This is a genomic window from Sulfitobacter sp. 1A13421, from assembly GCF_043557285.1.
Taxonomy (GTDB): domain Bacteria; phylum Pseudomonadota; class Alphaproteobacteria; order Rhodobacterales; family Rhodobacteraceae; genus Sulfitobacter; species Sulfitobacter faviae.
The window spans coordinates 76816-103119 of record NZ_JBIFFQ010000007.1 but is presented as its reverse complement, the minus strand read 5'-3'; the positions used below and the strand labels follow the sequence as shown (position 1 = coordinate 103119).

At 63.7% G+C, this 26304-nt stretch carries 28 protein-coding genes; 17 read left to right on the top strand and 11 right to left on the bottom strand.

What is annotated here, in order from left to right; translation table 11 throughout:
• Positions 1-36: 36 nt before the first annotated feature.
• Entirely contained in the window at positions 37-723 is a 687-nt protein-coding gene (locus ACGYLI_RS13450) for a response regulator transcription factor (RefSeq protein ID WP_067261731.1), read from the bottom strand.
• A 162-nt stretch (positions 724-885) separates the two neighbouring features.
• Between ACGYLI_RS13450 and ribA the strand changes: the two genes are divergently transcribed.
• Both ribA and ACGYLI_RS13440 read left to right on the top strand, forming a co-directional pair.
• Positions 886-1977 carry a GTP cyclohydrolase II gene (gene ribA / locus ACGYLI_RS13445; RefSeq protein WP_394419574.1) on the top strand — a complete coding sequence of 364 codons (1092 nt, stop codon included), beginning with the start codon at positions 886-888 and terminating at the stop codon, positions 1975-1977.
• The gene (locus ACGYLI_RS13440) at positions 1974-2468 is read left to right on the top strand and encodes a L,D-transpeptidase (RefSeq protein WP_394409786.1); all 495 of its coding nucleotides are present in this window, start codon (positions 1974-1976) and stop codon (positions 2466-2468) included. The genes ribA and ACGYLI_RS13440 overlap by 4 nt, the downstream gene beginning before the upstream one ends.
• Here the strand turns inward: ACGYLI_RS13440 and ACGYLI_RS13435 are convergent.
• Positions 2458-3111: a YggS family pyridoxal phosphate-dependent enzyme gene (locus ACGYLI_RS13435; protein WP_394419573.1), complete on the bottom strand. Its 654-nt coding sequence runs from the start codon at positions 3109-3111 to the stop codon at positions 2458-2460. The genes ACGYLI_RS13440 and ACGYLI_RS13435 overlap by 11 nt on opposite strands.
• A gap of 102 nt (positions 3112-3213) precedes the next feature.
• Positions 3214-4230, bottom strand: coding sequence for a porin (locus ACGYLI_RS13430; protein WP_394419572.1), 1017 nt, complete (start codon positions 4228-4230; stop codon positions 3214-3216).
• A gap of 279 nt (positions 4231-4509) precedes the next feature.
• On the opposite strand from ACGYLI_RS13430, the gene ACGYLI_RS13425 reads away from it, so the two are divergent.
• The 5 genes from ACGYLI_RS13425 to ACGYLI_RS13405 all read left to right on the top strand — a co-directional run bounded on the left by ACGYLI_RS13425 (position 4510) and on the right by ACGYLI_RS13405 (position 9728).
• The gene (locus ACGYLI_RS13425) at positions 4510-5004 is read left to right on the top strand and encodes a DUF3576 domain-containing protein (RefSeq protein ID WP_394419571.1); all 495 of its coding nucleotides are present in this window, start codon (positions 4510-4512) and stop codon (positions 5002-5004) included.
• Between the two features lie 82 nt (positions 5005-5086).
• Complete coding sequence (gene leuS, locus ACGYLI_RS13420) at positions 5087-7633, top strand: leucine--tRNA ligase (protein ID WP_394419570.1); 2547 nt, start codon at positions 5087-5089, stop codon at positions 7631-7633.
• A complete protein-coding gene (gene lptE / locus ACGYLI_RS13415; RefSeq protein WP_271688836.1) occupies positions 7620-8120 on the top strand; it encodes an LPS assembly lipoprotein LptE in 501 nt (166 codons plus the stop codon). Before leuS ends, lptE begins: the two co-directional genes overlap by 14 nt.
• Positions 8117-9115, top strand: coding sequence for a DNA polymerase III subunit delta (holA, locus tag ACGYLI_RS13410; protein WP_394398753.1), 999 nt, complete (start codon positions 8117-8119; stop codon positions 9113-9115). The genes lptE and holA overlap by 4 nt, the downstream gene beginning before the upstream one ends.
• 19 nt (positions 9116-9134) lie before the next feature.
• Entirely contained in the window at positions 9135-9728 is a 594-nt protein-coding gene (locus tag ACGYLI_RS13405) for a glutathione S-transferase family protein (RefSeq protein ID WP_394419569.1), read from the top strand.
• Here ACGYLI_RS13405 and ACGYLI_RS13400 read toward each other — a convergent pair.
• Positions 9725-10903 (bottom strand): TIGR03862 family flavoprotein, encoded by a 1179-nt coding sequence (locus ACGYLI_RS13400; RefSeq protein WP_394419568.1) that lies wholly within the window; start codon positions 10901-10903, stop codon positions 9725-9727. The genes ACGYLI_RS13405 and ACGYLI_RS13400 overlap by 4 nt on opposite strands.
• 121 nt (positions 10904-11024) lie before the next feature.
• Between ACGYLI_RS13400 and ACGYLI_RS13395 the strand changes: the two genes are divergently transcribed.
• Positions 11025-11330: an HNH endonuclease gene (locus tag ACGYLI_RS13395; RefSeq protein WP_231886283.1), complete on the top strand. Its 306-nt coding sequence runs from the start codon at positions 11025-11027 to the stop codon at positions 11328-11330.
• On the opposite strand, the gene ACGYLI_RS13390 is transcribed toward ACGYLI_RS13395, so the two are convergent.
• Together ACGYLI_RS13390 and ACGYLI_RS13385 are read right to left on the bottom strand one after the other, a co-directional pair.
• A complete protein-coding gene (locus ACGYLI_RS13390) occupies positions 11327-11941 on the bottom strand; it encodes an enoyl-CoA hydratase/isomerase family protein (RefSeq protein WP_394419567.1) in 615 nt (204 codons plus the stop codon). The two genes, ACGYLI_RS13395 and ACGYLI_RS13390, sit on opposite strands and share 4 nt — an antisense overlap.
• Complete coding sequence (locus ACGYLI_RS13385; RefSeq protein ID WP_394419565.1) at positions 11938-12687, bottom strand: SDR family oxidoreductase; 750 nt, start codon at positions 12685-12687, stop codon at positions 11938-11940. The genes ACGYLI_RS13390 and ACGYLI_RS13385 overlap by 4 nt, the downstream gene beginning before the upstream one ends.
• 143 nt (positions 12688-12830) lie before the next feature.
• Between ACGYLI_RS13385 and ACGYLI_RS13380 the strand changes: the two genes are divergently transcribed.
• From ACGYLI_RS13380 to lpxK, 6 genes are all read left to right on the top strand, one after another.
• Positions 12831-14360 (top strand): DUF2125 domain-containing protein, encoded by a 1530-nt coding sequence (locus ACGYLI_RS13380; protein WP_394419564.1) that lies wholly within the window; start codon positions 12831-12833, stop codon positions 14358-14360.
• 112 nt (positions 14361-14472) lie between these two features.
• Positions 14473-15819: a TldD/PmbA family protein gene (locus ACGYLI_RS13375; protein WP_394419563.1), complete on the top strand. Its 1347-nt coding sequence runs from the start codon at positions 14473-14475 to the stop codon at positions 15817-15819.
• A complete protein-coding gene (locus ACGYLI_RS13370) occupies positions 15812-16588 on the top strand; it encodes a 3'(2'),5'-bisphosphate nucleotidase CysQ (protein WP_394419562.1) in 777 nt (258 codons plus the stop codon). The genes ACGYLI_RS13375 and ACGYLI_RS13370 overlap by 8 nt, the downstream gene beginning before the upstream one ends.
• 63 nt (positions 16589-16651) lie before the next feature.
• Complete coding sequence (locus tag ACGYLI_RS13365) at positions 16652-16894, top strand: DUF4170 domain-containing protein (protein ID WP_067262181.1); 243 nt, start codon at positions 16652-16654, stop codon at positions 16892-16894.
• A 6-nt stretch (positions 16895-16900) separates the two neighbouring features.
• Entirely contained in the window at positions 16901-18145 is a 1245-nt protein-coding gene (locus ACGYLI_RS13360; protein WP_394419561.1) for a 3-deoxy-D-manno-octulosonic acid transferase, read from the top strand.
• Positions 18132-19118: a tetraacyldisaccharide 4'-kinase gene (gene lpxK, locus ACGYLI_RS13355; RefSeq protein ID WP_394419560.1), complete on the top strand. Its 987-nt coding sequence runs from the start codon at positions 18132-18134 to the stop codon at positions 19116-19118. The genes ACGYLI_RS13360 and lpxK overlap by 14 nt, the downstream gene beginning before the upstream one ends.
• On the opposite strand, the gene ACGYLI_RS13350 is transcribed toward lpxK, so the two are convergent.
• Genes ACGYLI_RS13350 through ACGYLI_RS13340 form a run of 3 tightly spaced genes read right to left on the bottom strand, consistent with a single transcriptional unit; the run spans position 19115 to position 21464 of the window.
• A complete protein-coding gene (locus ACGYLI_RS13350) occupies positions 19115-20233 on the bottom strand; it encodes a CaiB/BaiF CoA transferase family protein (RefSeq protein WP_394419559.1) in 1119 nt (372 codons plus the stop codon). The two genes, lpxK and ACGYLI_RS13350, sit on opposite strands and share 4 nt — an antisense overlap.
• Positions 20233-20919 (bottom strand): DsbA family protein, encoded by a 687-nt coding sequence (locus tag ACGYLI_RS13345; RefSeq protein WP_394419558.1) that lies wholly within the window; start codon positions 20917-20919, stop codon positions 20233-20235. The genes ACGYLI_RS13350 and ACGYLI_RS13345 overlap by 1 nt, the downstream gene beginning before the upstream one ends.
• Positions 20920-20954: 35 nt before the next feature.
• A complete protein-coding gene (locus ACGYLI_RS13340; RefSeq protein WP_271688827.1) occupies positions 20955-21464 on the bottom strand; it encodes a DUF721 domain-containing protein in 510 nt (169 codons plus the stop codon).
• Between the two features lie 82 nt (positions 21465-21546).
• Between ACGYLI_RS13340 and mutY the strand changes: the two genes are divergently transcribed.
• The 3 genes from mutY to ACGYLI_RS13325 all read left to right on the top strand — a co-directional run bounded on the left by mutY (position 21547) and on the right by ACGYLI_RS13325 (position 24320).
• On the top strand, positions 21547-22611 hold the full coding sequence (gene mutY / locus ACGYLI_RS13335) for an A/G-specific adenine glycosylase (RefSeq protein WP_394419557.1): 1065 nt from the start codon (positions 21547-21549) through the stop codon (positions 22609-22611).
• 66 nt (positions 22612-22677) lie between these two features.
• Positions 22678-23826: an alkane 1-monooxygenase gene (locus ACGYLI_RS13330; RefSeq protein WP_271692876.1), complete on the top strand. Its 1149-nt coding sequence runs from the start codon at positions 22678-22680 to the stop codon at positions 23824-23826.
• 68 nt (positions 23827-23894) lie between these two features.
• The gene (locus ACGYLI_RS13325) at positions 23895-24320 is read left to right on the top strand and encodes a response regulator (protein ID WP_394409729.1); all 426 of its coding nucleotides are present in this window, start codon (positions 23895-23897) and stop codon (positions 24318-24320) included.
• A gap of 125 nt (positions 24321-24445) precedes the next feature.
• On the opposite strand, the gene ACGYLI_RS13320 is transcribed toward ACGYLI_RS13325, so the two are convergent.
• On the bottom strand, positions 24446-25546 hold the full coding sequence (locus ACGYLI_RS13320) for a site-specific DNA-methyltransferase (protein WP_394419556.1): 1101 nt from the start codon (positions 25544-25546) through the stop codon (positions 24446-24448).
• 88 nt (positions 25547-25634) lie between these two features.
• Complete coding sequence (locus tag ACGYLI_RS13315; RefSeq protein ID WP_394419555.1) at positions 25635-26264, bottom strand: ribonuclease HII; 630 nt, start codon at positions 26262-26264, stop codon at positions 25635-25637.
• Positions 26265-26304: the final 40 nt, after the last annotated feature.

Below are 26304 nucleotides of genomic sequence, written 5' to 3'. Positions count from 1 at the left end.
ATTCCAACCACAGGGGTCGGAATTGGTTCCCGGTTTTTATGCCATCAGGCGATAGCCACCGGATTCCGTCACCAGCAAACGGGCATTCGAGGGGTCAGGCTCGATCTTCTGCCGCAGGCGGTAGATATGGGTTTCAAGCGTATGGGTCGTGACGCCCGCGTTATAGCCCCAGACCTCATGCAGCAGCACATCGCGCGGCACCACACCGTCATTGGAGCGGTAGAGGAACTTGAGGATATTGGTCTCTTTCTCGGTCAGACGCACCTTGCGGTCGTCCTCCGTGGTCAGCACCTTCATCGCGGGTTTGAACGTATAGGGCCCGAGCTGGAAGACGGCATCTTCGGACTGTTCATGCTGGCGCAACTGCGCGCGGATGCGGGCCAGAAGGACCGGAAATTTGAACGGTTTGGTGACATAGTCATTCGCCCCGGCATCAAGGCCGAGGATCGTGTCGGCATCGGTGTCGTGGCCCGTCAGCATCAGGATCGGGCTTTTCACCCCCTGTTTGCGCATCAGGCGACACAGTTCGCGGCCATCGGTATCGGGCAGGCCCACGTCGAGGATGATGAGATCGTAAAGCGCCTCTTTCGCCTTGGTCATCGCCTCGGTGCCATTGGCCGCTTCGAAAACGTCGAAATCCTCGGTCATGATCAACTGCTCGCTCAGCGCTTCGCGCAGGTCATCGTCGTCATCGACAAGCAGGATTTTCTTAAGCTGGGCCATCTGTCTCTCCGTCTGTTGTCTTATACATGCGCCTTGGGCGGGGCCCGGACAAGGGATGTGACCACTGTCTCACAGCCTCGTGTCAACAAAGCGTGAAATGTTTCAATTCCTTGCGATATAACCTAGATAGACGGGGAAGCCTTTGCGGAGTTGCAACAAACGATGAGTTTCGCCCCGGACATCACCGAACAACTGGCGCGTGCGCGGGCCGATCTGCGCATGGGCGTGCCCGTGATTCTGGCGGATGGGGCGCAGGCCGCCCTCGTGCTGGCGGCAGAGACGCTGACCGCGCAACGCCTTGCGGATGTGCTGGCCTTGGGCGGTGCGCCGGTGCTGGCGATCACCGCGCGGCGGGCCGAAACGCTCAAGGCGCGGGCCTATGATGGCAATCTCGCCCGGGTGCTGCTGCCTGAGGGGGCGACACCTGCTTGGGTGCAAAGCATCGCCGATCCGGCGGATGACCTGCGCGCCCCGATGAAAGGGCCACTTCAGACCGCGCGAGGCGGCGATACGGAGGCGCATCGCGCCGCGATTGATCTGGTGAAAGCCGCCCGGATGCTGCCCGCCGCACTGGTGCTTGATCTGCCGCAGGGGGCCGATTTCGCGCGGACGCATGGTCTGACCTTGATCGACCTTACCGCCGCCGCCCCGATCCTTGCCGAGCGCAGCGCGCTGCATCCGGTGGTGAACGCCCGCCTGCCGATGGAGGTTTCCGAGGCCGGGCGCCTGCATATCTTCCGCCCCGAGGATGGCGGCGAGGAGCATTACGCCATCGAAATCGGCCGCCCTGCCCGCGACACGCCGGTGCTTTGCCGCCTGCATTCGGCCTGTTTCACCGGTGATCTGATGGGCAGCCTGAAATGCGACTGCGGCCCACAACTGCGCGCCGCGCTGGCGCAGATGGGCGGCGAAGGGCATGGCGTGCTTTTATACCTCAACCAAGAGGGGCGCGGCATCGGTCTTGCCAATAAGATGCGCGCCTATTCCTTGCAGGATCAGGGCTTCGACACGGTCGAGGCCAATCACCGGCTGGGGTTCGAGGATGACGAGCGCGACTTCCGTCTCGGCGCCGACATCCTGCGCTCAATGGGCTTCTCCGCCGTGCGCCTCCTGACCAACAACCCCCGCAAGGTGGGCATGATGGAGCAAAGCGGCATCGCCGTGAACGAGCGCGTCCCGCTGGCCGTGGGCGAGAATCGCCACAACAGCGCCTATCTGGCCACCAAAGCCGCGAAATCGGGGCATCTGCTATGACCCCGAATGACATGGTTCTAACGCCCACGGGGCTGCGGTTTCAGGGGCGGCGCTATGCCTGTAGCATCGGCAAGGGCGGGCTGACCGATAACAAACGCGAAGGTGATGGCGGCACCCCGCGCGGGGTGCATCGCTTGGTTGGGATGCTCTATCGGCCTGATCGCATCCCGGCGCCAAGCGCCTGGGCCCAGCCGATCGGTCCGGGCGATCTGTGGTCAGATGCCAGCGGCCAGCCCGACTACAACCATCGCGTCCGCGCCCCCTACCCCCATAGCCATGAGGCCCTGCGCCGCGCCGATCCGCTTTACGATCTGGTGATCCTGACCGACTGGAATTGGCCCGATGCCACGGCGGGCCGCGGCTCTGCGATCTTTATTCACCAATGGCGGCGGCCCGGCTATCCTACCGAGGGGTGCATCGCCTTTGCACGGAGCGACCTCCACAAGATCGCCGCGCATGTGGGTCCGGCAACGCGGTTGATTATCCGCTAACCCGCTCGCCGAAGATGGCGGCCCCCACACGCACATGGGTGGCGCCCAGTGCGATGGCCTGCTCGAAGTCGCCGCTCATGCCCATGGACAACCCCCTCAGACCGTTGCGCGCGGCGATCTTGGCGAGCAGGGCGAAATGCAGCGACGGCGCCTCGTCCACCGGCGGGATGCACATCAGCCCCTTAATAGGCAGGTCCAGCGCGCGACACTCGGCGACAAACGCATCCGCGTCGCGGGGTATTACGCCCGCCTTCTGCTCTTCCTCGCCGGTATTCACCTGAATAAAGAGGTCGGGACAGCGGCCCAATTCCTGCGCCAACCGCGCGATGGTTTTGGCCAGTTTGGGGCGGTCGACCGTGTGGATCGCCTCGGCCAGTTCCATCGCCTGCCGAACCTTGTTGCTTTGCAATGGGCCGATGATGTGCAGGTCGATCCCGTCAAAATCCTCGCGAAAACCGGGCCATTTGCCCGCCGCCTCTTGCACGCGGTTCTCTCCGAAAGAGCGGTGCCCCTCTTCCAAGACCGCACGCACACGCGCATCGGGCTGAACCTTACTGACGGCGATCAGCTTGACCGACCCCGCCGCACGGCCTGCATCGGCTTCGGCTTTCGAGATGCGGTTTTGGATGTCGCTCAGACTCATTTTCGGCCCTCCATGTCAGGCGCGCAGAAAACAACAGCATCGAACAAAAGAAAAGGGGCAGACCGAAAGGCCTGCCCCAATATTCACAGTATGCTGTTCAACTTAGAAGTTGAAGCGAACACCCATGTCGGCAACGACGTCGTCGTTGAAGCGCTTGGCCACACCGCCGCGCAGCGAGGTACCACCGCCCAGGTCGTGGTTGAAGTCGATGCCGTAGCCAGTGTCGTTCACCGCGTCAGCGTCAGTTCCGTTGCTGTTATCAGCGACGTACACTTCCATGTCGGTAGCAGCACCAACGTCAAAACGTGCCGCCAGAACAACGCGATCACCCATGGTGCCGTTGTCTGCATATGCCAGCGTTACGTCAGCAATACCGAAGGAACCACCCGCTGTGGCAGTCCACTCAGTGTCGGTTGCGTTGTCGGAATCCTGCCCACCAACAGCGAAAGTCCAGCCGTTCCAAGTGTAAGCGACGTATGCTGCGAGACGATTAGCTTCATCCGCACCTTCACCAACATCAACGATACCGTCAAGGTTTGCATCCGAATAGGAAGTCGCGTCGGAGTAAGATACGTGGATCGCGAGGTCGCCTGCGGAGTACAGCACTTCGATACCATTGTCGCCAGCTGCGCCGCTGCCACCGGAAGAGTACGCATCTGCGCCGGTGAATGCAGTGTAGTCATAACCCAGACCGGTCAGGCCGAGATCGATCGGGTACTGACCCGGCATGGTTTCCAGGGCACCGAAGATGTTGCCAACGCCAACTTCAAAGCCACCGGAACGAGCGAAGTAACGCACGCCATTGATGCCTGTACCTGCAGGGCCGCTGTTCAGATCGACCACACCGGTCGTTGTATTGATCGAATTAATAGCATCGTTGCTATCGCCGTTGTTCTGCTGGATGCGAACGCGTGCACCGAAGACAACGCCAGAGTCGGACTCAGCTGTTGCATCGATCTGCAGACGGAAGCGCGAAGTGACGTCTGTCGAGCTTTCACCTGTGGAGTCGTCGTCCATGTACATAACACCGAAACGGCCATAGCCGCCGAATGTCACGTCTGCTGCTGCTACACCGGCGGTCGCAACCAGGGCTGTTGTAGCGAAGAGAACTTTTTTCATGAGTTTTCCCTCGGTTTGAATTCATATGCCCAGACCGGGGAATCCGGTAAGGGTATGCAGGCTGTTTGCCCCCAATCCCCTGCACTTGGCAAGGTTCACGCGCCCCCCACCCGCAATGTCGCCGGGGTTGGTGCAGCTATGCCACAGTTCCTTCACCCCAGGGCCGCGGCTTTGCCTATGGCGGCGCCGATGCCGCGCAGCGCGCTCCTATGACATAGACCTTGCCGATAAGGGCCTGCTTGGATAGACCGGAGCGCAAACAGGCAAAGGAAAGCTGCAATGGCCCTTCGTACCGCTTGCAAATTGGCAATCACCGTTCTGGCGCTCAGCGCGCTGACCGCCTGTGGCGGGGGCTTTGGCAGCCCGGCCACAGAGCGGCCGGATCAATACACCAATCCGAACAACCCCAATAACATTGAGACCAATCCCGACAATACGATCTGGTCGATCTTTAACCGCAAGAACACAGACACCAGCGTTTCGGTGAACAAATACCTCTGGTCGGCCTCGCTCGAAGTACTGAACTTCCTGCCTGTGCAATCGGTCGATCCTTTCACCGGGGTGATCGTCACAGGCTATGGCACCCCGCCGGGCGGGGGCCGCGCCTATCGCGCGACCGTTCTGATCGACGATCCGGCGCTTGATGCACGCTCGCTCAATGTGGCGCTGCAATCTTCGGGCGGCCAGCCCGTGGCACGGGCCACCACCCGCGCGGTCGAGGATGCGATCCTCAGCCGAGCGCGGGAGATGCGCGTGTCCGACAGCAAATTCTGAGCCCGCTTAACTCAACACCGTTCCAACGCCGGGCCTTGTGAAAACAGCAGCCCGGCGTTTTTCATGTCACGAAGGTCCCCTCATGCCCCGCTATACCCCCGCCGAGATCGAAGCCCGCTGGCAGCAAGCCTGGGAAAAGGACGGCATTTTTCAGGCTGTTCGCAACGCTGACAAGCCGAAATACTACGTGCTTGAGATGTTCCCCTACCCTTCGGGGCGCATCCACATGGGCCATGTGCGCAACTACACGATGGGCGACGTGATCGCGCGCTACAAGATCGCGACCGGGCATAACGTGCTGCACCCGATGGGCTGGGACGCCTTCGGCATGCCCGCCGAGAACGCCGCCATGGCCATCGGCGGCCACCCGGCGGATTGGACCTATGACAACATCGCCGAGATGAAAAAGCAGATGAAACCGCTCGGCCTGTCGATTGACTGGTCGCGCGAGATCGCCACCTGCCATCCGGGCTACTACGGCCAGCAGCAGGCGCTATTCCTCGACTTCCTCGAAAAGGGCCTCGTGTACCGCAAGAACGCCGTGGTGAACTGGGATCCGGTCGATATGACCGTGCTGGCCAACGAGCAGGTTGAGAACGGCTGCGGCTGGCGTTCCGGTGCACCGGTGGAGCGGCGCGAGCTGACGCAGTGGTTCTTTAAGATCTCCGACCATTCCGAAGAATTGCTTTCGGCGCTCGACAGCCTCGACAACTGGCCTGCCAAGGTAAAGCTGATGCAGGCCAACTGGATCGGCAAGTCGCGCGGGTTGCAATTTGCCTTCTCGACCATCGAAGCGCCCGAGGGCTTTGACCGGATCGAGGTCTATACCACCCGCCCCGACACGCTGCTTGGCGCTTCCTTCGTCGGCATCTCGCCCGACCATCCGCTCGCCAAGACGCTGGAGCGGGACGACGAAAAGATCGCCGCATTCTGCGCCGAATGCCGCAAGGGCGGCACCACCGAAGAGGCGATCGAAACCGCCGAGAAGCTCGGGATGGACACTGGCATCCGCGTGCGTCACCCCTTCGACACGGCCCATGAACTGCCGGTCTATATCGCAAACTTCATCCTGATGGACTATGGCACCGGCGCGATCTTCGGTTGCCCGGGCCATGACCCGCGCGACTTCGAGTTCGCCACGAAATACGACCTGCCGATCATCTCGACCTTCCTGCCGTCCGAGGATGCCGCGCCCGAGCTGGAAGCCGCTTTCGTCCCGCCGAAGACCGAAAAGGTGTTCTACAACCGGGGCTTCGCGGGCGACCAGTGGCAAACCGGCGAAGAGGGTGTCGACGCCGCCATCGCCTTTTGCGAGGAAAACGGAATCGGCCACGGCGTCACCAAATACCGCCTGCGCGACTGGGGCCTCTCGCGCCAGCGCTACTGGGGCTGCCCGATTCCGGTGGTGCATTGCGACGACTGCGGCGTGGTGCCGGAGAAGAAAGAAAACCTGCCGATCGAGCTTCCTTACGACGTCAGCTTCGACACGCCGGGCAACCCGCTGGACCGGCACCCGACATGGCGCAACTGCGCCTGCCCCGCCTGCGGCAAGGACGCCCTGCGCGAGACCGACACGATGGACACTTTCGTCGACAGTTCGTGGTATTTCGCCCGTTTCACCGCGCCGCGCGCGGACACGCCCACCGTCATGGAAGACGCGCAATATTGGATGAACGTCGATCAATATATCGGCGGCATCGAGCACGCGATCCTGCACCTGCTTTACTCGCGCTTCTTTGCCCGTGCGATGCAGATCACCGGCCACCTGCCCGAAAGCGCGGTGGAGCCGTTTGACGCGCTCTTCACCCAAGGCATGGTGACCCATGAGATCTACCAGACGCGCGACGATAATGGCCGCCCGGTCTATCACCTGCCCGAAGAGGTGACGGAGGGCAAACTTGCCGATGGCACCGAGGTTGAGATCATCCCTTCCGCCAAGATGTCGAAGTCCAAGAAGAACGTCGTCGACCCGCTGCACATCATCTCGAACTACGGCGCGGACACCGCGCGCTGGTTCGTGCTGAGCGATTCGCCCCCCGAGCGGGACGTGGAATGGACCGCCTCCGGCGCGGAAGCCGCCTATAAACACCTCTCGCGCGTGTGGAACATATGTGACCGCGTGGCCGAAATGGACCGCGAGGCGGCGGGCTCGGGCGACGACGACCTGCTGCGCGCCATGCATAAGACGATCCATGACGTGACCATGGGCATCGAATCCTTTGGCTTTAACGCCGCGATTGCCAAGCTCTATGCCTTCACGGCGACTTTGCAGAAATCCAAGGCGGGCTATGCCGCGCAACGCGAAGCGATCATGACGCTGGCGCAGCTCATGTCACCGATGACCCCGCACCTCTCGGAAGACATCTGGGCGCATCAGGGCGGCGAAGGGCTGGTCGCCAAGGCCCCATGGCCCAAAGCGGATGAGAAGATGCTGGTCGATGACACGGTGACCCTGCCGATCCAGATCAACGGCAAACGTCGGGCGGAAATTCAGGTGCCCGCCGATATGCCGAAGGAAGAGGTTGAAAAAACCGCGCTGGCGCATGAAGCTGTCATTCGAACGCTGGACGGGGCCACGCCGAAAAAGGTCATCGTCGTGCCCGGACGGATTGTGAATGTCGTTGCCTAAGACCACCCATATGCGCCGCCGCTTCCTGCTGGCCCTGCCCCTACTGGCGCTTGCCGCCTGCGGGTTCGAGCCGGTCTATGGACCCGGCGGCGCGGGCACGGCATTGCAAAACCGCGTGCTGGTGGACGCGCCGGAAGACCGCTTTGGCTATTTTCTGGTGCGCGAGGTGGAAAGCCGCCTTGGCCGCGCCGCCACCCCCCGCTGGGGGCTCGCCCTGACCACCACCACGGTCGAAGACGGGCTGGCCATCGACAGCGAAGGCAACACACGGCGCTACAACCTCGTGGGCACAACCGCCTATGCGCTGCGTGACCTCGACAGCGGGCAGATCGTGACCTCGGGCAAGGTCGAAAGCTTCACCGGCTATTCCGCCACCGGCACCACCGTGGCGACCCGCGCGGCGGAACTGGACGCGCAGGAACGTCTGATGACCATCCTCGCGGACCTCGTGATTAGCCGCCTCTATGCGGCCGACCTGCCCCAATGAAACTGACCCCGCGCGAGGCGAAACCCTATTTCGCGCGGCCCGATCCCGCGCGCACGGGGCTGTTGATCTATGGCAGCGACGCGATGCGCGTGGCGCTGAAGCGGCAGGAATTCCTGAAAAACCTGCTCGGCCCCAATGCCGAAGAGGAAATGCGCCTCAGCCGGATGCCCGCGGGCGAATTGCGCCGCGATCCGGCGATGCTGCTGGATGCGATCAAGGCGGTCGGCTTCTTCCCCGGCCCGCGTGCCGCGCTGGTGGAAGAGGCAAATGACAATATCGCGAAAATCCTGCTCGACGCGCTAAAGGAATGGCAGCCGGGCGATGCGCAGATCGTGGTCACCGGGGGCGATCTCAAGAAGACCTCCAAAGTGCTGAAGGCGTTCGAGACCCACCCCAACGCCTTTGCCACCGCGATCTACGACAACCCGCCCGACCGGGCCGAGATCGAGCAGATGCTAAAGGACGCGAAGCTCACGCCTGAGGCCGACGCCATGGCCGCCCTGACCGATCTGGCCCGCACCCTCGACCCCGGCGATTTCCGGCAAACGCTGGAGAAGATCACGCTCTATAAACTGGGCGACAGCAGCAACATCGGGCTGGATGACATCGCCGCCTGCGCCCCCACCTCGACCGAGGCCGAGGTCGACGACATCCTGCATGTCGTGGCCGAGACCCGCGCCGCCGAGATCGGCCCGGTGATGAGCAAGCTGCAAGGCCAAGGCGTGAACCCGGTGACCCTGACCATCATGGCCACCCGGCATTTCCGCACTCTCTACCGCATCGCCGCCAACCCCGGCGCGCCGATCTACGGCGTGCGCGACCGCGACCGTGCGATGCGACAGGCGCGCAACTGGGGCGCGGTAAAGCTGGAAACCGCGCTGGCGGTGCTGACCGAGACGGACCTCAAGCTGCGCTCCGCAGGCCAGCACGCCCCGGCGCTGGCGCTGGTTGAGCGGGCCTTTATCCGTCTGGCAATGCTGGGCGCACAACGTTGATTTTGGGAGAGGAAATTCAATGTACACAGTCATCGGCGGCACCAAGACCCGCGCCTTTCGCGTCATGTGGATGCTCGAAGAATTGGGCCAGCCCTACGATTTGAACCCCGCGGCACCCCGCTCGGATGAGGCGCGCAAATTCAATCCTTCGGGCAAGATCCCGGCGCTGGTGGATGGCGATGAGGTGCTGACCGATTCCGTTGCCATCATGACCTATCTCGCCGACAAACACGGCGCGCTCACCGCCCCCGCCGGAACGCCCGCGCGGGCGCGGCAGGATGCGATGACCTTTTGGCTGATCGACGAATTCGACGCGGTGCTCTGGGCTGCGGCAAAGCACAGTTTCGTCTTTCCCGAAGAGGCCCGCGTGCCCGCCATCAAGGACAGCCTGAAGGCCGAGTTCGAGCGTGCGGCCAGCACCCTGTCCGACCGGCTTGAGGGGCCTTTCCTGATGGGCGATCAGATCACCCTGCCCGACCTTTTGGCGGTGCATTGCATCAACTGGTCGATCGGCGCGAAATTTCCGCGTGTAGATGACAAGCTGAACCTCTGGGCGAAATCCCTGCGTGAACGCCCGGCTTTCGTGGCCGCGATGACCAAGGAAAACGGTTAACCCCGCGCCCATTCCACAGCATGGCGGCCTGCCCAATGGCCGGTCGCCAGACAGCCGTTGATCAAATAGCCGCCCGTGGGCGCTTCCCAATCCAGCATTTCCCCTGCGGCAAAGACGCCCGGCAGCGCGCGCAGCATCAGCCCCGCGTTCAGCGCGTCGAGCCCTATCCCCCCCGCCGTCGAAATCGCCTCATCCATCGGGCGCAGCCCGGCGTGGGCGATAGGCAGGTCTTTCAGCAAGGCGGCCAGCGCCTCGGCCTCCTGCGGCAGCGGGCGGGCCATCTCTTGCAGCAGCGCGATCTGGGCGAGGCTCAGCTTCAGCCGTTTGCGCAGATGGTTGGCCTGACTGTCCTTGCCGCGCGGCTTTGCCAAACGCGCCGCCACCTCGTCGGCCCGCAAGTCCGGCAGCAAATCAAGCGTCAGCCCCTGCCCTTCGCGCAGCCCGCGCGAAACGCTGTAGATGCCGCCCCCCTCCAGCCCGCGGGCCGAGATCACCGCCTCCCCGCGCGAGCGGTAGGGGCCAGCCTGCCATGCCACACCCTTAAGCGCGGCGCCGAAATGACGGGTCATGTGTGGTGACCAATCGACCAGCAGCCCAACATTCGCCGGAGCAAAATCGCGCAGGGCCACGCCGCGCGCCGCCAGCAAGGGCGCCCATTCGCCTGTCGCGCCAAGCCGCCGCCAACTCGCGCCGCCAAGGGCCAGCACCGTCACATCGGCAGTGACTACCTCCCGCCCGCCGGGCGTATCAAAAACAAATGCATCCCCGTCCCAGCCCTGCCACTGCCAGCGGGTATTGATCGTCACCCCGCAATCCGCCAGCCGCGCAAGCCATGCGCGCAGCAGCGGTGACGCCTTCATCGCACGGGGGAAAACCCGCCCAGTGGAGCCGGTAAAGACCTCCTGTCCCAACCCTTCGGCCCAGTCCTGCACCGCTTGGGCATCAAAAGCCTCCAGCATAGGCCGCAAGGCAGGCTGCGCTTCTTCGTAGGCGGCGAGGAAGGGGGCGAAGGGCTCGGACTTGGTCAGGTTCAACCCGGATTTGCCCGCCATCAAGAACTTGCGCCCGACCGAAGGTTTCGCCTCGCAAAGCGTGACCGACAGCCCCGCCTGCGCCATGACCTCTGCCGCCATCAGCCCCGCCGGGCCGCCCCCGATGACCAAGGCGCGGGTCACGCGGCGCGCCCTTGGGTCTGCTTGTCTGACGGGGAAGTCATGGGCCTGTCCTTGCCTTGGGGAGGATTTGACACATCCTCTTGCCTGCCGTGGCCCTGCAATGCAAGCGAAAGGGAGGACCGTGACCCAAGGCGAAACCGTGCCACATTGCCCGCTCTGCCACCGGCCCATCCCTGAGGACGTGCCGCAGAGCCTGCATCACCTGATCCCCAAACTGCGCGGTGGCAAGGGCGGGCCGACGGTGCTGATGCATCACATCTGCCACCGAGAGGTGCACGCCGCCCTGACCGAGACCGAACTGGCGCGGCACTATAACACGCCCGAAGCACTGCGCAGTCATCCGAGGCTTGCCAAATTCGCCGCATGGGTGGCGAAACGCCCGCCGGGCTTCCGCTCTAAAGTGCCCGGAGGCACGCGCAAACGTTAGGCGGGGCCGCACATCCGTTTGATTTCCTGCGCGACGTCCGGACTTGCCGCCACTGTGTCGGCGGCCAGCGCCTGCGCGTGTTCCTGCGCCTCCTCCGCCGCGACGATGCGGTCGATCAGGCCAAAAGTCAGCGCCTCTTCCGCCGTGATCTTCTGCCCGCCCATCAGCAAAAGCTTGGTCCGCGCAGGGCCGATCAGCGCCGCCATCCGCGCCGGGTCAGAGGGCTGCGGCAAAAAGCCCAACTTCATCACAGGATAGAAGAACTTCGCCCCCGGCACCGCGATGCGCAGATCACAGGCCAGCGCCATGCCCATCGCACCGCCCGCCAACGTGCCGTTGAGTGCCGCGATGCTCAGCCCCGGCAAGGCGGCCGCCGCGCCTGACAAACGCTCCCAAACATCCGATTTCGCAAGGCCCGCGCGGGCTTCGTCCAGATCGGCCCCGGCGCTGAACACCTTGCCGCGCCCGGTCAGGATCACCGCGCGGGCGGCCTGCGCCTCTTCCATGACCTCGGCCAATTCGACCAGCATGGCGTGGGTCAGGGAATTGGCCTTGTCGGGTCGGTTGATCGTGACGGTCCAGATGTCGCCCGCGCGGTCAAGCTCGATCATATCAGGCCCACCGCCTTGCGGATGCCTTCGTCGCGCAGGGAAATCTCATCACCCAAGAAACGATCCGCCTCCGGGCCGCACATCCACAGCAGCGCGCGGGCGGGCCAATCGGCGGGGATATGCACGTCCCAATCCAACTGGCTGACCGGGTTCACGCCGCTGTCCTTGATGTCGCGCTGCATGTCGGTGGCCACGGTGCCGGGGGACAGGCCGATGGCGCGGATGCCGTTGCCGCCCTCTTCGTGGTGCAAACACTGTGTCAGCATATTCACCGCCGCCTTTGACGCGCAGTAGTGGCTCCAAGCCTCGACCGGGTTATGCGCCGCGCCCGAAGAGATCGTCAGCACCGAGCCGCCGCCGTTTTCCTTCATCAAGGGCAGCGCCGCGCGCATGCCGTGAAAGACCCCCGTCACGTTGATGTTGATCGCCTTGGCCCAATCCGCGGGATCGGCCTCTCCCATGAGCGAGATCGGGTCAATCACGCCTGCATTGTTGATCAGAACGTCGAGGCCGCCAAAGGCCCGACGCGTGGTCTCGACCGCCGAAGTCATCTCGTTATAGCGGGTCACGTCGCAGGGGATGGCGATGGCCTGTTTGCCCAACTCTCCGGCCAATTCGGCGATGGCATCCTGACTGCGCGCCAACAGGGCGACATTGCCGCCCGCCTCGGCGAACACACGCGCGGCGGCGGCGCCGATGCCCCGGCTGGCGCCGGTAATCATGATCGTCTTGCCTGTCATGTCCATGGGGGGATCCTTCCGCTTGTTTTGTACATTGCTTGAGGGCTGTGGTAATCTGCCGATCAACCCGGGTCCAGCCTCGCATCGCTTGACCCTGCGCGGGGATTGGCAGACCCTATGCGTAACTCATTGCCGAAAAGGATTTTCCGATGTCTCGCATTTCCACCGCGTCGCTGTTCCTCGCCCTGCCGGTCACGCTGGCTTCGACGCCCCTCTGGGCCGATCTGACCCCTTCCGACGTCTGGGGCGATTGGCGCCAGTATATGGAGAGCATGGGCTATGAGGTCGAGGCAAGCGAAGCCTTCAACGGCGATGACCTGACCGTCAGCGATGTGACCCTGAAAATGGACATGGCCGAAGAGGGCGGCGATTTCTCCATGTCGCTCGGCACGCTGAGCTTTGAGCCCGAAGGCGACGGCGCGGTCAATATCCGCATGCCCACCGTCATGCCGATGACGATCAACGTCGCGCCCGAAACGGCGGAGGATGAACCGGTGTCGATGGTGTTGAACTACGCCCAGACCGCGCCGGTGATGCGCGCCAGCGGCAGCGCCGAGGCACTGCAATACGACTATGCCGCCGACAGCATCTCTCTCACGCTGGCCGGTCTCAAAGTGGGTGAGCAAAGCTATACCGAGGAAGAAGCCAAGTTCACGCTGATCGGCACCGGCGTCAGCAGCCGGACCGAGATGACCGGGACCGAGACGCGCCGCTATGACCAATCGGGCCGCATCGACAGCCTGCAATATGACGTGGTGATGAAAACCCCCGAAGACCCGGCCCGCGTCGCCGTCACAGGCGGGGTCGATCAGGTGGTCTTTGACGGCAGCGGCACCTTGCCGATGATCGACGCAGGCGCCGACGTGGCCGCGATGATGCGCGAAGGCCTTGCCTTCGACGGCAGATTTACCGCTGGCGCGGGCCGCACCGACATGCAGGTTTCCGACCCCGAAAATGGGGAGTTTCAACTGATCTCAAGCTCGACCGGGGCAAAGCTCGGCGTAGCCATGGGGCCGGAGGGGCTTTCCTATGACGGCGGCCAGCAGGACATCGAAGTCAGCGTGACCGCCGCCGACATGCCCTTCCCGATCCAGTTCAGCATGGCAGAAAGCGCCTTTAACCTCAAAATGCCGGTGTTGAAGTCCGAAGAACCGCAGGATTTCGCCTTTGGCGTGACGCTCGACCGTTTTGAGATGTCGGACATGATCTGGGGCATCTTCGATCCCACCGGCCAATTGCCCCGCGACCCGGCGACCTTGGTCGTGGACCTGTCGGGCAAGGCCAAACTGCTGTTCGAACTGATGGACCCCGAAGTCACCGCCACCATGGGCGATGAGGCCCCGGGCGAGATTCACGCGCTGAACGTGAACGAAGTGTCGCTGGACGTGGCCGGGGCCGAGTTCGACGCCTCGGGCGCGATCACCTTTGACAATGACGATATGCAAACCGTGCCCGGCATGCCGAAACCCGTGGGCGCACTGGATCTGTCGCTGGTCGGCGGCGTGGCCCTGCTCGACAAACTGGTGGCGATGGGCCTCGTGCCGCAGGATCAGGCGATGGGCGCACGGATGATGATGGGCCTCTTCACCGTGCCGGGCGAGGGCGAAGACTCCCTGACCTCCAGAATCGAGTTCACCGAAGAGGGCGGCATCCTCGCCAACGGTCAGCAGATCAAATAACCGGCGGCGCGGCCCTGCCCCGCGCCTGCCCTATCTGGGAAAATAGAGCCCAGCCCTTGCCCCCTGCGGGGCGGGGGATTACCCCTTTTCCAACCCCAAAAGGAGCCAGACCATGCCAGACGCCCTTGATGCATTGACCAAGTCCCTCCTTCATGCGGCCACCAAGGCCGGTGCGGATGCGGCCGATGCCATGGCGATCACGGTAAGCTCTGTCTCGATCGAAGTGCGCGGCGGGGCGCTGGAACAGGCCGAACGCTCCGAAGGAACGGACATCGGGCTGCGGGTCTTCGTCGGCCAACGCTCGGCCAATGTCTCGGCCTCCGACACGTCATCGCGCACGATCGAAGAGATGGCCGAACGCGCCGTCGCCATGGCCCGAGAAGCGCCCGAAGACCCTTATTCCGGGCTGGCCGACCCCGATCAACTCTCACCCCGCCGCGATGCCGAAGGGCTGGAGCTTTGCGATCCCACGCCCGAACCCTCCCCCGAAGCCCTGCAAGAGGACGCCGCCCGCGCCGAAGCCGCCGCACTGGCCGTCAAAGGGGTCAGCCAAGTGCAATCGGCGGGCGCGGGCTATGGCGCGCAAGAGATTTACCTCGCCGCGACAAACGGCTTCGAGGGCGGCTATGCCCGCAGCGAACGCGGGCTGTCCTGTGTCGCCATCGCAGGCAGCGGCACCGGGATGGAGCGGGACTACGACGGCGACAGCCGCATCTTTCAGGCCGATCTGCGCGACGCGCAGGAGATCGGCACCCGCGCGGGCGAACGCGCGCTGGCGCGGCTCGATGCCCGCAAGCCCCCCACCGGCAGCTACCCGGTGCTGTTCGACGAACGCATCGCCGCCTCGCTGATCGGGCACCTGCTGGGGGCGATCAACGGTCAGGCGATTGCGCGCGGCGCGTCCTTCCTGCGCGATGCCAAGGGCGAACAGGTGCTGCCCGAAGCCCTGTCCCTGATCGAAGACCCGACCCGCATCCGCGCCACCGGCTCGCGCCCCTTTGACGCCGAAGGGCTGCCGACCCAGCGGCGGGCCATCGTCGACAAGGGCATCTTGCAAGATTGGACGCTCGACCTCGCCACCGCCCGCAAGCTGGAACTCAGCCCCACCGGCAACGCCGCGCGCGGCCCCGGCTCTGGCCCGCAGCCGTCGAACTGGAATATCGCGCTGACCCAAGGCGAGGCCAGCCGCGACGATCTGATTGCCGAGATGGGCACGGGGCTATTGGTGACCTCCATGATCGGCAGCACGATCAACCCCAACACGGGCGACTATTCGCGCGGCGCCTCGGGCCTCTGGGTTGAGAATGGTGAGATCACCCATGCGATCAACGAATGCACCATCGCGGGCAATCTGCGCGACATGCTGCGGGGGATGATCCCCGCCAATGACGCGCGCAGGCATCTTAGCCGCGTCGTGCCCTCGCTGCTGGTGCCTGGAATGACCCTTGCCGGTGCCTGAGGACGATCTCACCCTGCTGATCGACGCTGCCCGCAAGGCAGGTGCCGTGGCGCGCGGCTTTGTCGGGGCCACGGCGAAACGTTGGGACAAGCCCGATAACGCAGGCCCGGTGACCGAAGCCGATCTGGCAGTGAACGATCTGCTGCTGTCGGAGTTGCGCGGCGCGCGGCCCGACTATGGCTGGCTGTCTGAGGAGACGGAGGACAATACCGACCGGCTGGGGCATGAGCGGATCTTTATCATCGACCCGATCGACGGCACCCGCAGCTTTGTCGAAGGGTCCGACACATGGGCGCATTCGCTGGCGGTGGCCGAGGGCGGCGCGGTGACGGCGGCGGTGGTCTATCTGCCGATGCGCGACATGCTCTATGCCGCGCACCGGGGCGGCGGGGCCACGCTGAACGGCGCGCCGATCCGCACCTCCGAGGTCAGGGATCTGGCCGAGGCGACAGTGCTTGCCGCGCGGCCCGCGCTGGTGGCCGAACGCTGGCACGGCGGCGCGGCACCGGTGTTCAAACGCAGCTACCGCCCCTCGCTGGCCTACCGTATGGCGCTGGTGGCCGATGCTTCTTTCGACGCGATGATCACCCTGCGCCGCACGTGGGAATGGGACATCGCCGCCGGCACGCTGATCGTGGCCGAAGCGGGCGGTACCTGCACCACCGCGACGGGGGGGGCGCTGAGGTTCAACAACCCCGACCCGCGCGTGGATGGCATCGTGGCAGGTGGCCCATCGGTGCAGCGCGCGCTGATCGACGCCCTTGCGTGACCGGCCCCATCTGCTAGGCACTATGCGCAGCACCGCAGCTTTGACAGATCAAAGGACAGCTCCATGACCCAACGCCTGCACCTTGTTTTCGGTGGCGAACTTGTCGATCCGACCAAGAACGCGTTCAAGAATGTCGATGACATCCACATCGTCGGGATCTTCCCCAACTATGCCAGCGCCTATGACGCATGGAAATCCGAAGCGCATCGTACCGTCGATAACGCGCATATGCGCTATTACATCGCCCATCTGCACCGCCTGCGCGACGAAGAGACATCGGCCTCGCCCACCGAAGAGCTGGAATAAACCACCATGGCGGCGCGGTCGCTGGGGCTTGCAGCCTATCGCGCCCTCGTGCGCCGGGGCGGGGCCGAAGACGCGCCGCCCTACGCCCCCCGCCCCGAGGGGGAGCTGGTCTGGATGCATGCCGCCGAAGCGGGCAACGTGCTGGCCGTGCTCGACCTCGCCAAACGGTTCATGGCGATGCGCGACCGGGCCGCGGTGCTTGTCACCCTCTCGGAAAGCGCGGCGGCCCAAGAGCTGCCCACGCCCGAGACGCGCGACCTGTTCATCCTCCCCGCCCCCAGCGAACACCCCGACAATGTGGCCCGGTTCCTTGACCATTGGCGCCCCGATTTCTGCCTGTGGACATGGGGCGGGCTGAGGCCCAACCTCGTGTTGGAGACCGCAGGGCGCGGCTGCCCCATGATGATGATCGACGCCGACAGCGCCGGTTTCGATGGCCGCCGGGATCGTTGGCTGCCCGATGTCACGCGGCAGTTGCTGGCGGCCTTCGAACAGGTGCTGACCCGCTCCCCCGCCGTGCTGCGCCGTCTCGTGCAACTGGGCCTGCCGCGCAACAAGGGGCAGGTGACATCGCCGCTGCTGGCGGGCGGTCAGGCGCTGCGCTGTGCGGAATCGGATTTGGCCGATATGTCGGCCTGTCTGGTTGGGCGTCCGGTTTGGTATGCGACGCAGGTACTGGCCGAAGAGATACCCGTCGTGCTCACCGCCCATCGCCAAGCGCTGCGCCTGTCGCACCGCTTGCTGCTTATCCTGCACACCCATGATTACCCGACCGCCGATATCGCCTATGAGCGCGCCCGCGCGCGTGGGTTCACCACGATGCGGTGGGGCGATGACCCCTACCCCGACGAGACGACGCAGGTCATGGTCGCGGACGATCCCGGCGACCGGGGGCTGTTCTTTCGGGTGGCGCCGGTGTCTTTCCTCGGCTCCTCGCTGGTCTCAGGCCACGGCGGCTGCGACCCCTTCGAGGCGGCGGCGCTTGGCTCGGCGGTGCTCTACGGACCCAAGGTGCGCAATTTCCTGCCCTCCTATGGGCGGCTCGCCACGGCGGGCGCGGCGCGGATCGTAAATGACGCGGGCGCGCTCGGCAATGCGGTGTCGCGTTTGATCGCGCCGGATCAGGCCGCCACCATGGCCCATGCGGGCTGGGACGTGATCAGCGAAGGGGCCGAACTGGCCGATAGGGTGATTGAAATGGTGCAAGACCGGCTCGACGAAGAAATGGGAGCATCCGATGCGCGCGCCTGATTTCTGGCATCTGCCCCGCCCCGACTGGCGCGCACGGCTGTTGCAACCGCTGGGCGCGCTCTATGCCACGGCCACCGCGCGGCGGCTGGCGGGCCGCACGCCGCTGCGGTTGGGGGTGCCGGTGGTCTGCGTCGGCAATATCAACGCGGGCGGCACCGGCAAGACGCCCACGGTGATAGCGGTGCTGCAATATTTGCTGGAGTGCGGCCATCGCCCGCATGTCGTCTCACGCGGCTATGGCGGCACGCTAGAGGGGCCAGTGCGGGTCGTCCCCCTGCAGCACAGCGCCGAGGAGGTCGGGGACGAGCCACTGCTGCTCGCCGCCTTTGCGGATGTCTGGGTCGCCCGGGATCGCGCAGCGGGGGCGCAGGCCGCCGAAGCGGCGGGGGCCACGCTGGTGGTGCTGGATGACGGTTTTCAGAACCCCGCGCTGGTGCAGGATCTGAGCATCGTCGTGGTAGATGCGGTCAAAGGGTTCGGCAACGGCCTCTGCCTGCCCGCCGGGCCGTTGCGTGAGCCTGTCGCGGCGGGGCTGGCGCGGGCCGATCTCTTGCTCTCCATCGGGGATGAGGCGGCCCAAGCGCGCTTTGCGAAACGACTGCCCAAGACAGACCTGCCCCATGCACGCGCCGAACTCGCCCCACTGCAAACCGGGATGGATTGGTCGGATTCCCAAGTCCTCGCCTTTGCGGGCATCGGCCATCCTGAGAAGTTTTTTGCCACCCTGCGCGGGCTGGGGGCGACGATCCTTCATGCCGAGGCGCTGGAGGATCACCAGCCGCTGACATCGCGGCTGATGTTGCGGCTGGAGGCCGAGGCCGCGATGCGCGGGGCGCAACTCGTCACTACCGAGAAAGACGCGGTACGCCTGCCGATGGAGTTCCGCGCCAAGGTACTGACCCTGCCGGTGCGCCTGTCCCTGCCCGAAGGCAACGCGCTGCACGCAGCGCTAGACAGGCTGCCACCGCCCTAGGCCTTGTTGTCTTCGCCTAGTTTCGGCGCGGGCCGGTGCAGCGAAAGCTCGGCCCCCGAAAAGGTGAAGGGTGACCGCAGCCCCGGCACACCGTCCAGTTCAATCTGCATGCCCCGCGCCACGACCTGCGGATCGGCCATGACATCGGCCATGTCATTGATCGGACCGGCAGGCACGCCATGCGCTTCGCAAGCGGCCAAAAGGTCGTCACGGCTGCGCAGGCGGGTCGCCCCGGTCAGGTGGCGGATCATCTCGGGCCGGTTGGCGACCCGGTCGGCGTTCTTGAGGTACTCCGGCGCGGTGGCCATGTCATCGAGCCCCAGCAATTGGCACAGGCGCTGATATTGCCCGTCATTGCCCGTGGCGATGATGAGATGGCCGTCGGAACACTCAAACACCTCATAGGGCGTCAGATTGGGATGCGCGTTGCCCATCCGAGTCGGTGCCTTGCCGGTGGTGAGATAGTTCATCGCCTGATTGCCGGTGATCGCCACGGCGCAATCAAGCAGGGCCATGTCGATATGCTGGCCCACGCCGGTTTGGTGGCGCTGGTGAACGGCGGCCAAAATCGCGGTGCTGGCATAGACCCCGGTAAAGATATCGGTGATCGCCATGCCGGATTTCTGCGGCTGGCCGTCCGGCTCCCCGGTGATCGACATCAGACCGGACATGCCTTGGATGATGAAATCATAGCCCGCGCGATGGGCGTAAGGCCCGGTATGGCCGAACCCCGTGATCGAACAATAGATCAGTTTCGGGAACTGCGCAGACAGGCTGGCATAGTCCAACCCGTATTTCGCCAATCCCCCGGTCTTGAAATTCTCGATCAGGATATCCGCATCGGCCAAAAGCTCTTTGACCTGCGCCTGACCTTCCTCAGTGCGGAAATCCACGGTGACCGAGGCTTTGCCCCGGTTGGTGGAGTGGAAATAGGAAGCGGTGACATCCTCGTCCCGGGTGACGAAGGGTGGCCCCCATTGGCGGGTGTCATCCCCTGCCGGGCTTTCCACTTTGATCACCTCGCATCCGAGGTCCGACAGTGTCTGACCGGCCCAAGGGCCAGCCAGAACACGCGCCAATTCGACGACTTTCAGTCCTGCAAGCGGTGCGGTCATTAGCCAGCCAGCGCTTCGTCGAGGATTTCCTTCATGTCGGCATAGGACATGTTCGAATGCTTCTTGCCGTCGATGACAAAGCTCGGCGTGCTTGAGATGTCATCCTCTTTGGCGTTTGCGGTGTACCATGCCACCAGCGCCTCGGCCTTTTCGCCGTCTTTCAGGCATTCATCCAGCGTCTCGTTGTCGAGCCCGGCCAGACGGCCAATCTTGCGCAGCTCATCGACGATGGCGGCAGGCTCGCCCGCGCGGGTCCATTCGCTTTGCGATTTGTAGATCAGGTCGGCGATACCAAAGAACTTCTCCTGACCGCCGCAGCGCGCCACCATGGAGGCCCAAAGACCGTAGCGGTCGAAATAGACTTCGCGGTAGATGAACTTGACCTTGCCGCTGTCGATGTAATCGGCCTTCAGCTTTTTGAAGGTCTCGTTGTGGAAGGTCGCGCAATGCGGGCAGGTGAAAGAGGCGTATTCGACAACCGTCACCGGCGCGTTCTCATCACCCAAGACCATCTCTGTGATGCCGGAGGTGTCGACTTCGCCCTCGGTCGTTTGCGCGTTCGCAGCGCCGACGAAGGGGGTCAGCGCAGTGCTGCCCAGGGGGGCCGAGCCAAAACTGCTGGCGGCGAACCAGCCACCGACGCCGAGGGTGGCAAGACCGCCAAGGATTACGTTTCTGCGATTCATAGGATATTCCTTCCGTTTGACCAGCTATCAGATCGTCAGCTTTGGTTCTTGTTCAATATGTTCTCGCCCAGACGTGCAAGGGCCTCGCGCAGCCCCTCATCGGCCACCGGCTTGGCGGCCTCGGCTGCTTTTTGTTGCAACGCGGGGTTGGGGCGGGGCTTCTCGCCCTTGGGCTTGTGATCGAAAGCGACGCGCCCTTCGGCAAAACCGGTCGCCGCCGTCTGGGTGATCCGCACCCGCGCGATGGCGTTATAGCCGTAGACCGCATTGACCCGCGCGCGCAGTTGCTCCTTTTGCATCTCCAGCATGGGCGCATTGGCCCCGGTGGTCAGCAGGGTCAGGGTGGCACCGATGCCTTCCTTGCGGCCATAGCTGACCTCGACAGGGCGCGAGATGGCGGCAGTGGCCTCGCCCGCGATCTCGGCCCAATGGGTCAGCAGGCGGGATTGCGCAAAGCCGCGCGTCTCGCTCGCCTTGCGGATCTGTTGCGAGAGCAGGCTGTTGGTGCGTTTAAACCCTTTTGTAGTCGTACGACGTGGCGGCATGGCTTTGTTTCCCGAATGTGCTGACATACATAACCATTTGCCCCAGCGTCACCAGCCCCTGCCCCGTCGAAAGGCCTAAACATTGCGTGAGAAAACCCGCGTCAGCGAGCTGCCGCCGATCCTGCTTGAGTGGTACGACACCCACGCCCGCGCCCTGCCGTGGCGGGTGCCGCCGCAGGACCGGATGGCCGGGGTCATGCCCGACCCCTACCGCATCTGGCTGAGCGAGGTCATGTTGCAGCAGACCACCGTGGCCACGGTAAAGGATTACTTCGCGCGGTTCACCGCCCGCTGGCCGGATGTCGCCGCCCTCGCCGCTGCCGAGGATGCCCATGTGATGGCCGAATGGGCCGGGCTTGGCTATTACGCCCGCGCCCGCAACCTGCTGAAATGCGCGCGGGTGGTGGTGGATGAGCATGGCAGCAATTTCCCCGCGGATCACGACGCGCTGCTGAAATTGCCGGGGATCGGGCCCTATACGGCGGCGGCGATCGCCTCCATCGCCTTCGATCTGCCCCATGCGGTGCTCGACGGCAATGTGGAGCGGGTGATGGCGCGGGTCTATGACATCCACACGCCCCTGCCCGCCGCCAAGCCCGAGCTGATGGCCCGCGCCGCCGCGCTGACCCCGGCGGCTCGCCCCGGCGACTATGCCCAAGCGGTGATGGATCTCGGCGCCACGATCTGCACCCCGAAATCCCCCGCCTGTGGCATTTGCCCTTGGCGCGATCCCTGCGCCGCGCGGGCGCAAGGCACGGCAGCGCTCTTGCCCAAGAAGACGCCGAAGAAACCGAAACCCATCCGTCACGGCACGGTCTACCTGGCAGAGCGCGAGGATGGTGCATGGCTGCTAGAGACGCGGCCCGAGAAGGGGCTGCTTGGCGGTATGCTCGGCTGGCCCGGCTCCGACTGGGTCGATACATCCGAGCCGCGCCCCGATGGCACGCCGCCCATGGCCGCCGATTGGCGCGCCCTGCCGGGTGAGGTGCGCCACACCTTCACCCATTTCCATCTGATGTTGACGGTGCAGCACGCGCGGGTCGGCCATGACAGCCACCCCGAAAGCGGTGAATTCATCGGCCAGAACCAGTTCCGCCCCAGCGATCTGCCCACCGTGATGCGCAAAGCCTTCGACCTTGCGCGCTAGCGCCGCGTCAGGCTTTGTGCATCGGGCAAACTGCGGTATATCTGGCGCGCAACTATGAGGTGCCCCATGGCCAACCGCATCATCGCCGCCCAAGACCTCGCCCGTCTGTCGCGCGCCCTGCCTTTCTGGATGTCCCTGCTACTGATCCCGCTGGCGTGGTTCTGTGCGGCGCAGGGCGGCTGGACCATCGCGCTGCTGCCGCTGGTGACATGGTATCTGTTTTCGATGCTCGACGCGGTGCTGGGGCTGAACCTCGACAACGCCGACCTGGAGGCGACGGAGGATGACCTTTATTGGTACCGCCTTGTCACCCTGCTCTGGACCCCGCTGCAATTCCTCACCGTCTTTGGCCTGATCTACTACGCCACACGCGCCGGGCATCTGGACACGGCAGAGCGGATCTTTCTGTTCTTTGGCGTCGGCGTCATCACCGGCACCATCGGGATCAACTACAGCCATGAGCTGATGCACCAGCGGAACAAGACCGAACGGCGGCTGGCGGATATCCTGCTGGCCATGGTGCTATATTCGCATTTCCGGTCTGAGCATCTGTTGGTGCACCACCGCCATGTCGGCACCCCGCGCGACACGGTGACAGCGCGCTACAACGAAGGGTTCCATCGCTTCTACCCCCGCGTACTGCGCGAGTCGCTGACCTCGGCCTTTCAAGCGGAGAAGAACATGCTGGCCCGCAAGGGGCTGCCTTGGACCGATCCGGGCAATCCTTTTTTCAAATACTGGGCGCTGCAAGCCACCTTTTTGCTGCTGGCGCTGATCTTGGGCGGTTGGAGCGGGCTGGGCCTGTTCCTTGTTCAAGCCGGGGTGGCGATCTGGCAATTGGAACTGGTCAATTACATCGAACACTACGGGCTGACGCGCAAACATCTGGGCGGCGGAAAATATGAACATGTCCAACCGCGCCATTCGTGGAACGCGGCACATAAGGCCAGCAACTGGCTGCTGATCAACCTGCAACGCCATTCCGATCACCACTACAAACCCGACCGGCGCTTCCCGGTCTTGCAAACCTATGGCACGGGCGACGCGCCGCAGCTTCCCTATGGCTATCCGGTGATGACCATGGCCGCCATGGTGCCGCCGCTGTGGCGGCGGGTCATGAACCCGCGGGTGCGCAAATGGCGCGAGATGTATTACCCCGAGATTACCGATTGGAAAGCCTACAACAAGGCGAGCAATCCCCTGCCCCGTCTCTGATCACGGCAACGCAAAGTTAAACTTTGCCTGCCAGAAAAGCTGCGATTGTTACCAGTGGAGTGGTACTGATGCAGCACCAGCAAACGCCCGCGCGGGCGGCCTATGATGGCACCTGTCTGATCGTCGAAGACAGTGAGTTTGACCGAGAAAGACTGCGCCGCGTTCTGGCCCGCGCCTATGGCGGGATGCGGGTCGAATTCGCCCCCAGCATCGAAGCGGCACGCCGGGCGCTCAGCGCCGGTGACAAGGCGCTGATCCTGCTCGACAACAACCTGCCCGATGGGCTAGGCGCGAATTTCGCGCTGGAACTGGCCTGTGATCATCGCCACGCTCAAACCCCCGTCATCATGCTCAGCGATTGGCCCTCTCCGGTCATGTGGGAGAAAGCCGCCTCTGCCGGGGTGCTCTATGTGGTGAATAAATGCGATTTCGATGCCAGCTACCTCGCCGCTGCGCTGCGCGCGCTACAAGGCCGCAACCGGCAGATGCATTAGGCCAGCCTTACAGGCTGATTCAAAAAAAACCCCGCCATCGGGCGGGGTCAAGGTAGGCACCCGTGTGCATGCCCCTCACGCAGAGGGGCCACGGGTGCCGGCGGTGTTCGATTATCCGGGGTGGATCAGTTCGCCATCTCGGCTCTGATCTGCTGACGCAGAATGTCGATGGGGACATTCTTGCCGTCTTTCTTGTAGCACCAATAGGTCCAGCCGTTGCAGCTGGGGGCTTTCTCATAGGCGGCGCCCACCTGATGGATCGACCCTTTGACATCGCTGCCGATCAGGGTGCCATCGGCACGGACCTTGGCCTTGTGGCGGCCATTCATGGAATAGAGGTTCTCGCCCGGGCGCAGCATGCCGCGCTCGACCAACTGGCCGAAAGGCACACGCGGCTCGGCGCGTTTGGAGGTGGTGGTTTGCAGTGCTTCGTTGTCGAATTTGCGCACCATCGAGATCCGCTTTTCGGCCACCTTGCGATAGGCTTCCTCACGTTCGATCCCGATGAAATCGCGGCCCAGCATCTTGGCCACGGCGCCGGTGGTGCCGGTACCAAAGAACGGGTCGAGGATCACGTCGCCGGGGTTGGTGGAGCCAACGAGGATACGGTGCAACAGGCTTTCGGGCTTTTGCGTCGGATGCGCTTTGTCGCCCGACTCATCCTTCAAACGCTCGTGGCCGGTGCAGATCGGCAGCACCCAATCGCTGCGCATCTGTATGCCTTCGTTCAGCGCCTTCAGCGCTTCGTAGTTAAAGGTGTATTTGCTGTTCTCGCTCTTACCTGCCCAGATCATCGTCTCATGGGCATTGGTGAAACGCTTGCCACGGAAGTTCGGCATTGGGTTGGACTTGCGCCAGACCACGTCGTTGAGGATCCAGAAGCCTTGATCCTGAAGCGCGGCACCGACGCGGAAGATGTTGTGGTAGCTGCCGATCACCCAGATTGCGCCATCGGGCTTGAGCAGACGCCGCGCGGCTTTGAGCCATGCGCGGGTGAATTCGTCATAGGCTTTGAAGCTGGCGAATTGGTCCCATTCGTCATCGACTGCATCGACCTTGGAGTTGTCGGGGCGATGCAAATCACCTCGCAACTGCAAGTTGTAGGGCGGATCCGCGAAGATCAGATCCACCGATTCTGCTGGGAGGGCGTTCATTGCCTCAATGCAATCGCCCGCAACAATAGTGTTCAAGGGAAGCGCCGCGGCGCCCTTTGTCATCGTTTTCATATCTCTGCCTCATTACCCGGCGCTTAAGCACTCATTGGTTGTGGATAAAATGAGCCATCAGAGAATCGTGGTCAATTTCTTTTTTGAATCAATCGGTTAACAAATTGGCTTGATACAAGATATTGTGTACCGGTTTGAACAAACGTCTATGGTGTGGGGTGACACCAAGATCCTGCAGGGCGGCGATGTGGCTTTTCGAGCCATAGCCCATATTGGTTTCCCAACCGTAACCCGGATGCTGTTGCGCCAAATCCACCATAAGGTTATCGCGCACGGTTTTCGCAACGATAGAAGCCGCCGAGATCGACAGACAGCGCGCATCGCCCTTCACCACAGGTTGCGCGGGCAGCGCCAAATCACGCGGAAGCATATTGCCGTCGATCAGCGCATAGTCCGCTTTGCAGGCCAAACCGGCCAAGGCGCGGGTCATGGCCAGATGGCTGGCACGCAAGATGTTGTGTTCCTCGATCTCTTCGACCGTGGCATGGGCCACGCAGACCACGGCGACCGACATGATCTCTTCATAAAGCTTTTCACGGGCGCGGGCGGTCAGTTTCTTGGAATCGTTCAGCCCCTGAGGGATCTGCCCTTCGGCAAAGACCACGGCAGCGGCAGTGACCGGCCCGGCCAGCGGGCCACGGCCCACTTCGTCCACACCGGCGATGGTGCGAAAGCCGCGGGTCATCGCCCCGCGTTCGAGTTCATAGTCAGGTATCATGGGGCTGGTGAAACCGCATGCGCCCAAAAGGTGCAACAAA

Bases quoted from the DNA above. Each gene is read 5' to 3' on its own strand.
- ACGYLI_RS13450 (WP_067261731.1), bottom strand. From the start codon at position 723: ATGGCCCAGCTTAAGAAAATCCTGCTTGTCGATGACGACGATGACCTG.
- ribA (WP_394419574.1), top strand. From the start codon at position 886: ATGAGTTTCGCCCCGGACATCACCGAACAACTGGCGCGTGCGCGGGCC.
- ACGYLI_RS13440 (WP_394409786.1), top strand. From the start codon at position 1,974: ATGACCCCGAATGACATGGTTCTAACGCCCACGGGGCTGCGGTTTCAG.
- ACGYLI_RS13435 (WP_394419573.1), bottom strand. From the start codon at position 3,111: ATGAGTCTGAGCGACATCCAAAACCGCATCTCGAAAGCCGAAGCCGAT.
- ACGYLI_RS13430 (WP_394419572.1), bottom strand. From the start codon at position 4,230: ATGAAAAAAGTTCTCTTCGCTACAACAGCCCTGGTTGCGACCGCCGGT.
- ACGYLI_RS13425 (WP_394419571.1), top strand. From the start codon at position 4,510: ATGGCCCTTCGTACCGCTTGCAAATTGGCAATCACCGTTCTGGCGCTC.
- leuS (WP_394419570.1), top strand. From the start codon at position 5,087: ATGCCCCGCTATACCCCCGCCGAGATCGAAGCCCGCTGGCAGCAAGCC.
- lptE (WP_271688836.1), top strand. From the start codon at position 7,620: ATGTCGTTGCCTAAGACCACCCATATGCGCCGCCGCTTCCTGCTGGCC.
- holA (WP_394398753.1), top strand. From the start codon at position 8,117: ATGAAACTGACCCCGCGCGAGGCGAAACCCTATTTCGCGCGGCCCGAT.
- ACGYLI_RS13405 (WP_394419569.1), top strand. From the start codon at position 9,135: ATGTACACAGTCATCGGCGGCACCAAGACCCGCGCCTTTCGCGTCATG.
- ACGYLI_RS13390 (WP_394419567.1), bottom strand. From the start codon at position 11,941: ATGATCGAGCTTGACCGCGCGGGCGACATCTGGACCGTCACGATCAAC.
- ACGYLI_RS13385 (WP_394419565.1), bottom strand. From the start codon at position 12,687: ATGGACATGACAGGCAAGACGATCATGATTACCGGCGCCAGCCGGGGC.
- ACGYLI_RS13380 (WP_394419564.1), top strand. From the start codon at position 12,831: ATGTCTCGCATTTCCACCGCGTCGCTGTTCCTCGCCCTGCCGGTCACG.
- ACGYLI_RS13375 (WP_394419563.1), top strand. From the start codon at position 14,473: ATGCCAGACGCCCTTGATGCATTGACCAAGTCCCTCCTTCATGCGGCC.
- ACGYLI_RS13365 (WP_067262181.1), top strand. From the start codon at position 16,652: ATGACCCAACGCCTGCACCTTGTTTTCGGTGGCGAACTTGTCGATCCG.
- ACGYLI_RS13360 (WP_394419561.1), top strand. From the start codon at position 16,901: ATGGCGGCGCGGTCGCTGGGGCTTGCAGCCTATCGCGCCCTCGTGCGC.
- lpxK (WP_394419560.1), top strand. From the start codon at position 18,132: ATGCGCGCGCCTGATTTCTGGCATCTGCCCCGCCCCGACTGGCGCGCA.
- ACGYLI_RS13350 (WP_394419559.1), bottom strand. From the start codon at position 20,233: ATGACCGCACCGCTTGCAGGACTGAAAGTCGTCGAATTGGCGCGTGTT.
- ACGYLI_RS13345 (WP_394419558.1), bottom strand. From the start codon at position 20,919: ATGAATCGCAGAAACGTAATCCTTGGCGGTCTTGCCACCCTCGGCGTC.
- ACGYLI_RS13340 (WP_271688827.1), bottom strand. From the start codon at position 21,464: ATGCCGCCACGTCGTACGACTACAAAAGGGTTTAAACGCACCAACAGC.
- ACGYLI_RS13330 (WP_271692876.1), top strand. From the start codon at position 22,678: ATGGCCAACCGCATCATCGCCGCCCAAGACCTCGCCCGTCTGTCGCGC.
- ACGYLI_RS13325 (WP_394409729.1), top strand. From the start codon at position 23,895: ATGCAGCACCAGCAAACGCCCGCGCGGGCGGCCTATGATGGCACCTGT.
- ACGYLI_RS13320 (WP_394419556.1), bottom strand. From the start codon at position 25,546: ATGAAAACGATGACAAAGGGCGCCGCGGCGCTTCCCTTGAACACTATT.
- ACGYLI_RS13315 (WP_394419555.1), bottom strand. From the start codon at position 26,264: ATGATACCTGACTATGAACTCGAACGCGGGGCGATGACCCGCGGCTTT.